This is a genomic window from Mesorhizobium amorphae, assembly GCF_014843845.1.
Lineage (GTDB): Bacteria > Pseudomonadota > Alphaproteobacteria > Rhizobiales > Rhizobiaceae > Mesorhizobium > Mesorhizobium amorphae_A.
Map to the genome: position 1 here is coordinate 97,494 of NZ_JHQS01000051.1, position 13,807 is coordinate 111,300.

Sequence of the window (13,807 nt, forward strand, 5' to 3'; positions counted from 1 at the left end):
TCCCTTTTCAGTGTCCGCGCGTCGCGGCGATCTCGGCGCCGTAGCGCATCTCGAGAAGTGTTTTCAAGACCAGCGTGACTAGCGCAAGGCCGGCAAGCAGCGAAGCGACGGCAAAGGCGCCGACGGCATTGTACTCGTTGTAGAGGATTTCGACATGCAGCGGCATGGTGTTGGTCAGGCCGCGTATATGTCCAGACACCACCGACACCGCCCCGAACTCACCCATGGCGCGGGCATTGCACAGCAGCACGCCGTAGAGCAATCCCCATTTGACGTTGGGCAGCGTCACGTACCAGAAGGTCTGCCAGCCATTGGCGCCCAGCGAAAGTGCTGCCTCCTCGTCGCCATTGCCCTGCTCCTGCATCAGTGGGATCAACTCGCGCGCGACGAAGGGGAAGGTGACGAAGACGGTGGCGAGCACGATGCCGGGCACGGCAAACAGGATGGCGATGCCATGTGCCTTCAACCAGGCGCCGAGCAACCCTTGAGCGCCGAACAGCAGCACATAGACCAGGCCGGAAATGACCGGCGAGACCGAGAAGGGCAGGTCGATGAGCGTGGTCAGGAAGGCCTTGCCCTTGAACTCGAACTTGGCGATCGCCCAGGCGGCCGAGATGCCGAAGACGATGTTGAGCGGCACCGAGATCGCCGCCACCAGCAGCGTCAGGCGGATCGCCGAGCGCGTGTCGGGGCTGGCCAGCGCCTCGGTGTAGGCGCCGACGCCCTTGGCCAGGGCTTCGTTGAAGACGACGATCAGCGGCAGGACCAGGAAGATGCCGAGGAAGGCGAAGGCCACGGCCATCAGCACCGCCCGCACCGGCCGGCTTTCGGTCACCGCCGCCGACTGGCTTTCGTGATGCGGTTCGTAGGATTTGATCTCGGGGTCAGCCATAGCGTTTGCGGCTCCACGACTGCACCAGATTGACGACGAGCAGCATCAGGAACGACAGCGCCAGCATGATCGCGGCGATCGCGGTCGCCGCCGGGTAGTTGTATTCCTCCAGCCGAATGACGATCAAAAGCGGCGCGATCTCCGACTTGAACGGCAAATTGCCGGCAATGAAGATGACAGAGCCGTATTCGCCGACGCCACGGGCGAAGGCCAGCGAGAAGCCGGTGACGATCGCCGGCGCCAGGCCGGGAAACAGGATGCGGGTGATGATCTGGAAGCGGCTGGCGCCGAGCGTGGCGGCTGCCTCCTCCACCTCCCTGTCGATCTCCTCCATGATCGGCTGCACCGTGCGCACGACGAAGGGCAGGCCGATGAAGACCAGTGCGATGACGATGCCGAGCGGCGTGTAGGCGACCTTGATGCCGAGCGGCATCAGCAATTTGCCGATCCAGCCGTTCGGCGCGTAGAGCGTGGTGAGCGCGATGCCGGCGACGGCGGTGGGCAGCGCAAAGGGCAGGTCGACCATGGCATCGACGATGCGGCGGCCGGGAAAGCGGTAGCGCACCAGCACCCAGGCGACGAGCGTGCCGAAGACGACGTTGACGGCGGCGGCGGCGAAGGCGGTGCCGAAACTGATTTCGAGCGCGTTGATGGTGCGGCGGTCGGCAACGATCGCCCAGAAATCGGTCCAGCCAAGTGCTGCCGAGCGCCAGACCAGCCCCGAGAGGGGGATGAGGATGATGAGCGTGAGGTAGGCAAGCGAGAAGCCGAGCGTCAATCCGAAACCCGGAATGACACTCGGCTGTCTGAACCGCCACCCCGCCTGAGCGGGTGCTGTGGTCATGGAAGTCTGGTTTGTCCCTTCTTATTCAGACCAGATTGCCGTCGGTGATATCGCGGCCTTGCGGCCGCCGCGCCTCACTGGGCCGGCTTGTAGATCTGGTCGAATATACCACCGTCGCCGAAATGGTAAGGCTGTGCCTTCTTCCAACCGCCAAAAAGCGGATCGTCGATGGTGACGAGCTTGATCGCGGGCAGTTTGGCGAGGTCTTCCGCCGGCACCAGATCGGGCTTTGCCGGACGGTAATGGTTCTTGGCGATCAGCGTTTGACCTTCCTTGGAGTAGAGCCAGCCCAGATAGGCCTCAGCGACCTTGCGCGTGCCCTTGGCGTCGACATTGGCGTCCACCACCGCGACCGGCGGCTCGGCCAGGATCGAGGTCGGCGGATAGACGATGTCGAAATTGTCGGCGCCGAATTCGTCAAGCGCCAGATAGGCTTCGTTCTCCCAGGCAATCAGCACGTCGCCGAGGCCTTTTTGCGCAAAGGTCACGGTCGAGCCGCGCGCGCCGGTGTCGAGCACCGGGACATTGGAGTAGAGCTTGCCGACGAATTCCTTGGTCTTGGCTTCGTCGCCGCCATCATTGGCATTGGCATAGGCCCAGGCTGCGAGGTAGTTCCAGCGTGCGCCGCCTGAGGTTTTCGGGTTCGGCGTAATCACCTGGACGCCTTCCTTGACCAGGTCGTTCCAGTCATGGATGCCCTTCGGGTTGCCCTTGCGGACCAGGAATATGATGGTCGACGTATAGGGGGCGGAATTGTTCTCGAATTTCGTGCGCCAGTCCGGATTGATCTTCTGCGATTTCGAGACGATGGCGTTGATGTCGCCTTCGAGCGCCAGCGTCACCACGTCGGCATCGAGGCCGTCGATCACGGCGCGGGCCTGGGCGCCAGATCCGCCATGCGACTGCTGGATGGTCACGGTCTCGCCGGTCTCGGCCTTCCAATGGGCGGCGAACGCCTCGTCATAGGCCTTGTAGAGCTCGCGTGTCGGGTCATAGGACACGTTGAGAAGGGTTGTGTCGGCAAACGCGAAACCGAGCGTGCCGAACTGGACAGATGTGGCGACCAGTGCGCCGAGCAGTTTCCTGAAATGAGGGTTGGTCATTTCCGCCTCCGTTGATGATGGCCGAACTCTACCGAATTGATAGAAATTAGATGCATTCAACGTTGCCTTTTTTGCCCTCTTGAAGCAATTTTTCGCTGGGCATCGACCTCCCGAGGAAACATTTTCCTCATATTAGCCCTGTCGATTCCGCGTCGGTTCGACGCTATTTAGAAACGGGTCGCGCCTAAGGCAAGGCCAGCCGGCCGGAGGTTCACCTTCGCGGCGGCCAGCTATTCTGCCCTGACGGGGAAGTCGAAACGCTGTTTGGGAAACGGTTCGTCTGCCAGCGTGAAGTGCCACCATTCGCGGGCATAGTTCTTGAAGCCGCCGGCACGCATGGCCTCGACCAGCCTTTTGCGGTTTGCCGCAGCGCCGCCGGCAAGCGGGCGGTGGGTGGTTTCGCTCGTCGGATCGAAGCAGTCGAAGCCGGTGCCGAAATCGAGCGTGTCGGCATCGGGTGCGCCACAGGCGGGCTTCGGCGCGCTCTCGCGATCGGCCTGGGCGATGGCGACGTCGACGGTTGAACCGCGCGAATGGGTGGACAGTTCGCCGATGTAGCCCTTGGCGATGAGGTCGTTGCGCTTGACCGCCGGATACCATTGCGGGTCGGGCGGTCCGCCCTTTCTTGTCCATTCGCTCATATCGGTGACGGCGCGCGCCGGCCGGTAACAGTCGAAGACGACCAGCGTCAGGCCCTCGGCGGCAAGCGCGTTCTGCACGCTGGATAGAGCCGCTGCCGCCTGCCGGGTAAGGATGCAGACCGGGGCGTCATAGCCATTGGCCTTGCGATGCAGGAAATTTTCGAGGCCGGCATAGCGGATGTCCTGGCGGATCGAGGGATCGACATCGGCAAGGCGGACGAGGCCGGCCGGGAGGGGATCGGCGGAGGCGGGAAGGGTGCAGGCGAGGGGCAGCAGGACGCAAAGCCCAATGCGCTGAATCGTTTGGCGCATTCTATTCAACGAGCACTTTCACTCGACGAACACCTTCACGCTGGCCGCGCGTCCGGCGGCGTCGATCACGGTGAGCGTCGAATAGCCGGCGCCGTCTGGTAGCCAGGTCGCTGTGCGGCGACGGTCGATGCCGATCAGTGGCTTGCCGTTGGCGAGCCACCGGAACGGCGCACGGCCGCCTTGCAGTTTCAGCACCAGCGGCGAGGCATCGGCCGAGTTCGCGCCGAGATCGACGCGGGCGCCGTCGGGCGGAAAGATGATCGTTGGCGCGGGCTCGGTGGGTGCTGCCTGCGCCAGCCCCTCGGTGACGGCGCCGAAGCGCGCCAAGGTCACCGGCAGGTCCTCGCGCCTGGGCCTGAACACACCGGTCGGCCGCCCCGGCAGCGGTACGGTGGCGAGCCCGGAGCGGACGAAGCCATCGAACAGGATCGGCGCCGCCGAGGCATAGCCGGAGAGGCCCGGCACGGCGCCGGCATCGGCGCGGCCGACCCAGACACCCAGCACGTAGCGGCCGTCAAAGCCGACCGACCAGGCATCGCGGTAGCCATAGGAGGTGCCGGTCTTGTAGGCGATGCCGCGATGGGAGGCGCCTTCGGGCGGTTTTACACCCGACAATATGTCGGTGATCTGCCAATTCGCCTGGTCGTCGAGGATGGTGGCGGTGGAGCGTTCGGCATTTGCCGGCTCGGTGCCGTCATGCAGCGTGTGCGCCTTGCCGCCATTGGCAAGTCCCGTATAGAGCTGGACGAGGTCGCGCAGCGTCACGCCGACGCCGCCGAGGCCGATCGCCAGCCCTGGCGCCTCGTTGATTGGCAACACCGGGCTGACGCCGGCCTGGCGGAAGCGCGCCGTCAGCCGCGCCGGGCCGACCGCGTCGAGCACGCGGATCGCCGGCACGTTGAGCGACAGCTGCAGCGCCTGGCGGATGCTGACGTCGCCCTGGTAACCCATGTCGAAATTCTTCGGCCGGTAGCCGGAAAAGTCGGCAGGGCTGTCCTCGATGATGGTCTCTTGCGCCACCAGCCCCTGTTCGAAGGCGAGGCCATAGATGAAAGGTTTTAGTGTCGAACCCGGCGAGCGGACGATCCTGGTCATGTCGATCCAGCCGGAGCGGCTGGCATCGAAGAAATCGGCCGAACCGACCTCGCCGAGGATGTCGCCGGTGCGGGAGTCGGCCATCACCATGGCCACCGACAGGCGCGGACCGAGCTTGGCAGCCGCCTCCTTCGCCACCTGCTCCAGCCCTTGCTGGACGCTTTTGCGGATCGTCAGCTGCAGCGGCTTGCCGGGTGTGGCCTTGGGCAGCATGGCATAGGCAGCGTGAGCGGCGAGCGCCGGCAGTTTGCGGCGCAGGCCCGAAACATCGTCCAGCGCTGCGCGGGCGGCCTCGCGTTCGCCTAGCAGGCCGGCCGAAACCATGCGGGTCAGCACACGGTCGCGGGCGGCGTGCGCAATGCCGAGGTTGCGGTCGGGCCGCCGCCTTTCCGGCAATTGCGGCAGGGCGACAAGCAGGGCGGCTTCCGAGACGGTGAGCCGCTTTGGCTCCTTGCCGAAATAGGCGAGCGAGGCGGCGCGCACGCCTTCGAGATTGCCGCCATAGGGCGCCAGCGTCAGGTAGCGCTCGAGGATTTCGCGCTTGGAGAGCCGCCGCTCGATCTGGATGGCGCGCAGCATCTGCTTGATCTTGGAGCTGAGGCTGCGGCTGTCGCGCGGCTCGATCAGCCGGGCAAGCTGCATCGACAGCGTCGAGCCGCCGGAGACGATATGGCCATTGGTCACGAACTGGCCGGCGGCGCGGGCCAGCGCCAGCACGTCGACGCCGTCATGGTCCCAGAAGCGCTTGTCCTCATAGGCAACCAACATGTCGACGAACTGCTTGTCGACTTGGTCGAGGCGGGTTTCGAGCCGCCAGTAGCCGTCGGGCGTGGCGAAGGCGCGCAGCAACTGGCCGTCGCGGTCCTGCACTTCGGTCGAGACCGTGAGTTTTTCGGCCAGCGGCGGCGGAAAGGCCCGGTCGAGATGCCAGAGGGCGCTTGCGGAAACAGCGAGGAGGCCGGCGAGCGAGGTCGCCGCGATAGCCGATCGGCGCAGGAATTTTCTGGAGGGCATGGCGCCGCCCCTCATCCGCCTGCCGGCACCTTCTCCCCGTATAGTGACGGGGAGAAGGGAGCTGTTGCTGCGTTCGGCACCTTTTCCGCAGCGTTCGAGATTGGCGAAAGCTTTGGCGCAGGCTTCTTTCTCCCCGTCTCTATACGGCGAGAAATGCCCGGCAGGGCAATGAGGGGCTGCGCCATCGCGATGTTCCTGTTCGCCATCTTAGCCTTACGGCGCCTTGACCTCCATCATGCCGGTGGCGGTGCGGGCCGAATATTGCGGGCGGTACATGTCCTCCACCGTCGCCGCCGGATGAGCGTAGGTGCCGGGCGTCACCGCGCGCACGACATAGGCCAGCGCGATGCTGCGGTCGCCGTCGCCGTCATTCGGGTTGAAGGCCGCGACGAAACGGTCATCGCGGAATTCGAGATGGGCGGCATCGGTCTGCGCCAGCCAGGAGAAGTTCGACAATTGCGCGCTGGAAACCAGGCCCGGATTGTCGATCTCGAAGCCGGCTGGCAACAGGTCGGTGATCAGGAGGCGCGACGGCCACTTGTTCTGCTCGTAGACCTTGAGCACGACCACGTAGCGTTCGTTCTGCTGGACCTCGGTGACGTTGGCCTCGGTGCCGTCGAGCTTGTAGTAGGTGCGCTCGATGGTGAAGCCGTCGCCGCCGGCCGGCAGCGGCTCGACCGGCGAGGCCACCGTGGTGACGACGGCCTGCAGCGGCGTCTTGCCGGTGTTGGCGATGGTGAGCGGGCTGTCGGCTATGTCGCTGCCGCTGAGCTGGTCGGAATAGCCGCCGGCGTGCGGCGTGCCATTCACCGTCAGCGTGATCGAGTCGTTGCCCTCCTTCAGTGCCCGCGCCGCCAGCAGCATCCAGGACTCGTCCTGCGTGCTCGTCCAGCGGGCGTCGGCGCGCTTCCTCGCCACCAGCCTGGTCAGTGCCGGCACGATGGTCGGCACGGGCTTCGATTCCGCGGCAAGCGCCAGCATCGCCGCGCCGTCACGCAACGGCGAACCGTAGTCCGAGCGGTAGTAGTCGTAGTCGGTGGCCGACTGGGCCAGCCGGAACGCCGCCTGGAACGTGGCTTCCGAGCGCTGCGTATCGCCATAGAGCGCCAGGCTCGCCGCCAACTGGGCGACGGCCATCGGGCTGGTGAAGGCCTCGAGCTGCGTGTCGGCGTAGTAACGCAGGTCGCCGACCGAAGCCTTCTTGTTGCGGGCCAGGACATAGAGCGCGTAGGCGATCTCGCTGCCGCGACCCTGGACGTCCTGGTCGTAGCCGAGCGAGTTCTGCAGATTGTTCAGCGCCTGGCTCATCGCCAGTGCAGGCACGTCATATTTCTGCTCGCGCGCCCGGGTCAGGAAGTCGCTGACATAGGCGTCCAGCCAGAGATCGCCGGAGCCCGGCCCCCACAGGCCGAAGCTGCCGGCCGAGGCCTGGTAGCTCAGCACCTTGTAGATGGCCTCCTGGACGCGGTTATGCAGGTCCGGGTCGCTGGCCATGCCGACGCCGGATGCCAGCTCGTTGACGTAAAGCAGCGGCAAGGCGCGGCTGGTCGTCTGCTCGGCGCAGCCATAGGGGTAGCGGTCGAGCGTCATCAGCAGCGACGGCACGTCGAAGGCTGCCGCCTGCGAAACACCGACGCTGACGGAAGCGCCGTCGAGCAGGCTTGCCGCCAACAGTTCCTTGTCGACGCGTAGCGCGCCGACATTGGGCTTGAGGTCGACCACCAGCCGGGTGGTGACCGGCAATTGCGGTGGCCGCACCGGGACGTAGAGCGTCTGCTCGACCTTGGTGCCATCGGCATGGGCGAGCTTGATGGTCAGTGAAGCATTGCCGGCGGTCTTGGCGATCAGCGGCACGGTCAGCGTCTGGCGCTTGCCCTGGGCGAGCGTCAGCATCTGGGGCAACGGTTTGTCGCCGGTCGACAGATCGCCTGTCGTGTCGATCGACAGGGCATAGTCGCCGGCCGGACCGTCGGTGTCGGCAATGTCGAGCCGCATGACGGCGGCATCGCCGGGCGCCAGGAAGCGCGGCAGGCCGGCGGTGATCACGATCGGATCACGCACGATGACGTCGGACTGGGCATGGCCGACCGCTTCCTTGGTCCAGGCGACGGCCATGACGCGCACGGTGCCGTTGAACTGCGGAATGTCGAAGTCGACCCTGGCCTTGCCGTCGGCATCGAGCTGGACCACGCCGGAGAAGAAGGCGACCAGCTTTTCGGTCGGCGGTCTGCCTTGCGCCTGCAGGTTGGAGCCGTCGCCGCCGGTGCGCAACTTGCCGGTGGTGCCGAGCGAACCGTCGATCAGGCGGCCATAGAGGTCGCGGATCTCAAGCCCGAGCATGCGCTGGCCGAAGAACCAGTTCTCCGGATCCGGCGCCTTGTAGTTGGTGAGGTTGAGGATGCCGACATCGACGGCGGCGACCATGACATAGGCATTGCTGCCGGGTTGCACACCGGCGACGGAGACCGGGATCGACAGCTGCTGGCGCGGCATCGTCTTGTCGGGCGGCGTCAGGGTGACCGCGAGCTTCTTCGAGCCCGGATCGACATTCAGCCATTTCACGCCGATGGCGCGGGCCGGCATGCGCGTTTCCTGCGCATCGCCCGGCCTGAACAGCGTCGCGGTGATGTAGGCGCCGGCGCCCCAGTCGTCGCCGACCGGGATGTCGACGGTGCTGCCGCCGACCGGCACCGTGGCGGTGACGGTCTTCAGCAGCTTGTCGGCGCCGATGGTGACCAGCAGTTCGCCGGCAAAGTGCGGCGAGACCTTGAGCCTGGCCACTTCGCCTGCTGCATAAGTGTCCTTGTCGAGAGCGATCTCGAGGCCGTCGGGCGTTTCGGTGGTGGTGGAGGAGACATACCAGCCGCCATCGAACTCATAGCTGGTCGCCGGTCCCTCGGGATCGGCAGTTTCGACCTGCAGCCGGTAGCGGCCCCAGTCGACCGGCAGAGACACGGTCGCTTCGCCATCGGCGCTGAGATCGACCTGGCCGTTGGCCACCGACTTGGTGAAGGTCACCGGCTCATAGTTCCAGGAATTGTTGGAGCGGTACCACTGGTAATTGCGTTCGACCTTGACCAGCGACCACAGCGCACCTTTCAGCGCCTCGCGCTTACCGTCGGGATCGACGGCGATCAGGCTGAACTTGGCCGTGCCGCCCTGCGGCACCTCGTCATTGTCGAAATCCGGCCGGATGCCGATCATGTGGCCTTGCGGGCGGATGCCGATCTGGAGCGAGCGCTCGACGGCGCGGCCGCCTGTTTCGCGCATCCTGACCGTCACCTTGGCGTCGACCAGCTTGGTGGTCGAGGGCAATTGGTCGACGGAGACCGGGAAGATCGCCTTGCCGTCTTCGCCGACCACGGGCAGGCCGGTGAACGGGGTCACCGAGGGTTCGGCCGACTGCTCATCGGCGAGGCCGAAGGAATAGCCCTTGAAGCGGTCCCAGTCGCGGGCAGTCGACAGCGTCAACTCGCCTTCGAGTGCAAGGCCCGCCGCCGGCGCGCCATAGAGGAAGCGGCCGTCGACGGTGACGTTGGCGGTCTCGCCCTGCGCGATCTCCTTCTTGTCGGCGGAGAGGTCGAATTCGATGCGATCCGGCACGAAATCCTCGACCAGGAACATCTGGCTGGCGACCGCCGCCTGCTTGGGATCAGTGTAGATCGACACCGTCCAGGTGCCGCGCATGGCGTTGGGTTCGAGCGGCAGGTCGACGGCATGGCCGCCGGCGGATGCGCCGTCGCTGACGATGCGGCGGTTCTCGACGCCGTCGGGACGCGTGAAGATGAAGGTCAGCGGCAGGTTCTCGACCGCCTTGGCGGCGCCGTCGCGGGCGAGCGCCGCGACATGGACATCCTCGCCGGCGCGATAGATGCCGCGCTCGGTCCAGGCGTAGACGTCGAGCGCGCCCGGCGCCGGGCGCCCGGAGACGCCGCGGTCGGACAGGTCGAAGCCGGCCCGGCCCATATCGAGGAAAACGAAATCGTTGTCGCCCTGCTTGGCCATCAGAACGGCCGGCACCATGCCGCCGTCGCCGCGCGTCAGGCCGGGATTGAAGACGGCACGGCCCTCGGCGTCGGTGGTCGCCGTGCCGAGGATTTCGTTGTTGCGGGCAAGCAGCGTGAGTTCGGCGCCTGATATCGGCTTGGCGGTTCCGAGCGACCGGGCAAAGACGTTGAGCCCGTCCTGCCCGGTATAGGTCGACAGGCCGATGTCGGAGACGACGAACCATTGCGTGGCCCGTGAATTGTAGTCGTCGCTGCGGTCGTCGACAGCCTGCGCGGTCAGCACATAGACGCCCGGCTTGCGCTGCGGCAGGGCCTCATCGACCGGGAAGGAGGTGGTGACCTCCTTGTTGAGGTCGTTGGCGATGTCGAGTTGGCCTTCCCAGACCGGCTCGCCCATCTGATCGGAGATGTTGGAAAGGTCGTAGCCGTCGAGCTGCTTCAGGAACTGATAGCCGGACAGAAGCTGCGCCAGCGAACGGTCGCCGATGCGGTAAAGCTTCATCTTGGCGGCGGCCATGTTGACGGTGACGACCGGAAGGCCGCGGCGCGCGCCGGCCGGCAGCACGAAGCTGTCGCCGGTGAAGCGGGCCGATGGCGCGCGGTCCTGCACATAGATCGACAGCACCACGGGTGCGGAAATCACCTCGCCGATGGCGGCCGGCAGGCCGGTGCGGAAGGTCACTTCATAGTGCTGGCCATGTTCCAGCCCTTCGACGCAGATCTGCTTGTCCTTGGCTTCGACGCCCTTCGGCGGCGCATTGTCGACGGTGACGAACTGGGCATAGTCGACGCCCGTCTTGACCAGGTCCTCGGAAAACTGCGCGCAGATGCGTGGCGCGCTGGTGTCGGCGTCGACCGTGTGATCGATGACGCGGAAGCCCTTGCGCGACTTCAGATCCGCATAGTCGGCCTGGACCGAAGGCGATGCGACCAAAGCGAGGCTGGCTTCATAGGCCTGGAGTGCCGGCCGGTAGAGGTCGCGGCGGTCAAGCCCGGCGCCGAGCAGCGCCAGCACTTCGGCGCGCGTCCTGGTGGTGCGCAGGAGCTTGTAGGCGTTGAAGCCGGCGGAGGTGGCGTTTGCCGGCAAAGTCGATGCTTCGGAGGTGTTTGAGGCCGGCTGCACCGCAAGTGTCTCGCGCGCCAGTTCCAGCCAGAGGTGGCCGTTATCGGGCAATATCGAAACGGCGGCCTCGTATTTCTGCATGGCGGAGCGATGGTCGCCGGTCAGCGACGACTGTTCGGCCGCTGCTTTGAGCGCTTCCAGCCCTTCGGTCGGCTTGTCATAGGCCGGATCGGTCAGCTTGTTGCGGTACTGCTGGGCCTGGTCGGCCATCCAGTTGGGGAAGAAGGCAAGCTCCGGCGGCGCGCCGATATCGGGATCGCCATCGACATTGGCGACCTTGCCGGCGATGGCGCCGTTGAAGGTTTTCAGCTGGTTATAGTCGGATTTGAGGAAACACCATTTGGCCTTGGTGTTGTAGGTGAAGGCGCGGCAGGCCGGATCGCCCAGGCAGGTCGTCTTGCACTGGTCGAGGCTGACATTCTGGTCGGAGCGGAGATCGAAACCGAAATAGTCGGAATTGTCGGTCGTCACGATTCGCCGGGCTTCGGCCGCTTGCGCGACGCTTCCCAAGGCAAAGAAAAGAAGGAGAAGAAAAGACAGACCACGAGCCGCGCGCATTGCCATAACACCCTCCAGACAGTGCTTACGTCCCGGCATGATCAAGCTTCAGTCAGGCTTGTCAACACAAGGACGCGGCAGGTCCCGCCTGCCAACGGTTTCCTTTCCGGCCGAGAGCCGGTATCGGATAGAACCTCCATAGGACAGGGGATCACGCATTCTTGCGGCGACGCAGAAGGTGTGAATTCCAAGCCCTGTCTATTTCAGACAATTGGATTGTGGCCCCTTTACGAGCACTTCAGAACTTCATTCCAATTTTAGTATTGCAAGCTAGGTTAGATTTGTAATGTCGGTGCGTGAAAGGCATATGTCGGGAGGAATCGCGCGGATGCGCGGGCTTCCGCGCGCCCTGCTTTTCGTGCTGATGTGTTCCACCATGCTCGCCGCGGAAAGCCGGAATGTGGCCGCTTTCGAGATTTTCGGCATCAAATTGTGGGGCTCGTCGAAGGACGAGGACGCCGATATCGTCGATCCGCTGCGCTACGCCGTGACCATCGAGGCAACCGACGCCGACAAGGATCTGGTCAAGAAACTCGAAAACGCCTCGACGCTGAAAGCCGACGAAGAACGTCCGGTATCCGGTTCGCTCGGCCTGCTGGCCAAGGCGCGCAGCGACCGCGAACAACTGGTTGCCGCGCTTTATGCGGATGCCCGCTACGAGGGCATCGTCACCATCACCATCCAGGGCAAGCCGCTCGACGACTTGCCGCCGGACGCCGAATTCACCGGGCCGCAGCCGATCCCGGTGGTGGTCACGGTGACGCCCGGGCCGAAATTCACGCTTGGCAACATCAGGCTGGAAGGCGATGCGGCCGGGCTGGCGAGCGCCGATTTCGGCCTGATCGCCGGCGGCGATGCCGGTTCCGGCGCCGTGCTCAAGGCCGAAGCGCTGATCATCAGGGCGCTGAAGCAGGAAGGCAGGCCGCTGGCCAAGGTCACGGGCAGCCATATCGTCGCCGACCATGCGACCTCGACGCTCGACGTCACGCTGACCGTGGCGGCCGGACCGGTCGCCGGCTATGGCGACACCACGGTGGAGGGCACCGAGAAGGTCGACCGCGATTTCACAGAATACATGACCGGCCTGAAGCGCGGCCGCCAGTATTCGCCCGACGAGATCGACGATGCGCGTGACCGGCTGCTCGGGCTGGAAGTGTTCAACAGCGTGACGCTGAAGGAGGCAGACGGCCTCGACGCCGACGGCAACATTCCGATCAACGTTCAGGTCAGCGAACGCAAGCCGCGCTATTTCGGCGTCGGCGGCACCTTCTCCAACACCGAGGGGCTCGGCCTCGAAGGCTATTGGGGCCACCGCAATCTGTTCGGCCGCGCCGAAAAGCTGCGCATCGACGGCGCCATCAGCGGCATTGGCAGCAACGACCTGGGCGAGCTCAACTACAATGCCGGCATCATGTTCGAAAAGCCTGGCGTGGTCGGGCCGGCGTCGAAATTCATCGCCAGCGTCAAGACCGTGCTCGAGCATCCCGACGCCTATGACCATTTCTCGATCAAGGGCAGCACCGGGCTTTCCTATGACATCGACAAGAAGCAGAGGGTGTCGGCGGAAGTCGCGCTCGATTATTCGAAAATCACCGATGCCTTCGGCAAACACACCTATCTGATTGCCAGCATTCCGCTGCAATATGTCTATGACAATCGCGACGTCAGGCTCAATCCTACAAAAGGTTTCAGGGTGCTGGCCTATGCCGAACCGAGCTACGACATTTTGAGCGGCGCTGCCTTCCTCAAACTGAAGGGCGAAGGGTCGGCCTACCAATCGATCGACTCTGCCTCGAAGTTCGTGCTCGCCGAGCGCGTTGCCATTGGTTCCATCGTCGGCACCAGCCTGGAACACGTCCCGGCCGATCGCCGCTTCTATTCCGGGGGTGGCGGCTCGGTGCGCGGCTATGCCTACCAGGGCATCGGCCCTAAGGACATCGACGGGCAGCCGATCGGCGGCCTTTCCTTCTTCGAAACCTCGGTCGAGATGCGCATTGCCGTCACCGACACGGTCGGCATCGTGCCGTTCGTCGATGCCGGCACCGTCTCGACGCAATCTTTCCCGGACTTTTCCGACATGAAGGTGGGCGCCGGCGTCGGCGTGCGCTATCTAACGCCATTCGGGCCGCTGCGGGTCGACGCGGCGATCCCGCTCAACCGCGACCCGGGCGACCCGCGTTTCGGCATCTATGCCGGCATCGGTCAGGCGTTCTGAGCC

Annotated in this window: 7 protein-coding genes; 1 reads left to right on the forward strand and 6 read right to left on the reverse strand. The window is 64.9% G+C overall.

Annotation, left to right across the window (positions count from 1 at the left end; all coding sequences use genetic code 11):
• Positions 1 to 7: 7 nt before the first annotated feature.
• The 6 genes from cysW to DH08_RS18945 form a co-directional block, all read right to left on the reverse strand.
• A complete protein-coding gene (cysW, locus tag DH08_RS18920; protein WP_192180773.1) occupies positions 8 to 892 on the reverse strand; it encodes a sulfate ABC transporter permease subunit CysW in 885 nt (294 codons plus the stop codon).
• Positions 885 to 1,736, reverse strand: a complete 852-nt coding sequence (cysT, locus tag DH08_RS18925) for a sulfate ABC transporter permease subunit CysT (protein WP_192180774.1) — start codon at positions 1,734 to 1,736, stop codon at positions 885 to 887. Before cysT ends, cysW begins: the two co-directional genes overlap by 8 nt.
• 74 nt (positions 1,737 to 1,810) lie before the next feature.
• Positions 1,811 to 2,839: a sulfate ABC transporter substrate-binding protein gene (locus tag DH08_RS18930; protein ID WP_192180775.1), complete on the reverse strand. Its 1,029-nt coding sequence runs from the start codon at positions 2,837 to 2,839 to the stop codon at positions 1,811 to 1,813.
• 230 nt (positions 2,840 to 3,069) lie between these two features.
• A complete protein-coding gene (locus DH08_RS18935) occupies positions 3,070 to 3,792 on the reverse strand; it encodes a M15 family metallopeptidase (protein WP_192180776.1) in 723 nt (240 codons plus the stop codon).
• An 18-nt stretch (positions 3,793 to 3,810) separates the two neighbouring features.
• Positions 3,811 to 5,901 carry a penicillin-binding protein 1C gene (pbpC, locus tag DH08_RS18940; RefSeq protein WP_192180777.1) on the reverse strand — a complete coding sequence of 697 codons (2,091 nt, stop codon included), beginning with the start codon at positions 5,899 to 5,901 and terminating at the stop codon, positions 3,811 to 3,813.
• Positions 5,902 to 6,114: 213 nt separating this feature from the next.
• On the reverse strand, positions 6,115 to 11,595 hold the full coding sequence (locus DH08_RS18945) for an alpha-2-macroglobulin family protein (RefSeq protein WP_192180778.1): 5,481 nt from the start codon (positions 11,593 to 11,595) through the stop codon (positions 6,115 to 6,117).
• A 280-nt stretch (positions 11,596 to 11,875) separates the two neighbouring features.
• On the opposite strand from DH08_RS18945, the gene DH08_RS18950 reads away from it, so the two are divergent.
• Positions 11,876 to 13,804, forward strand: a complete 1,929-nt coding sequence (locus tag DH08_RS18950; RefSeq protein WP_192180779.1) for an autotransporter assembly complex protein TamA — start codon at positions 11,876 to 11,878, stop codon at positions 13,802 to 13,804.
• Positions 13,805 to 13,807 lie beyond the last annotated feature (3 nt).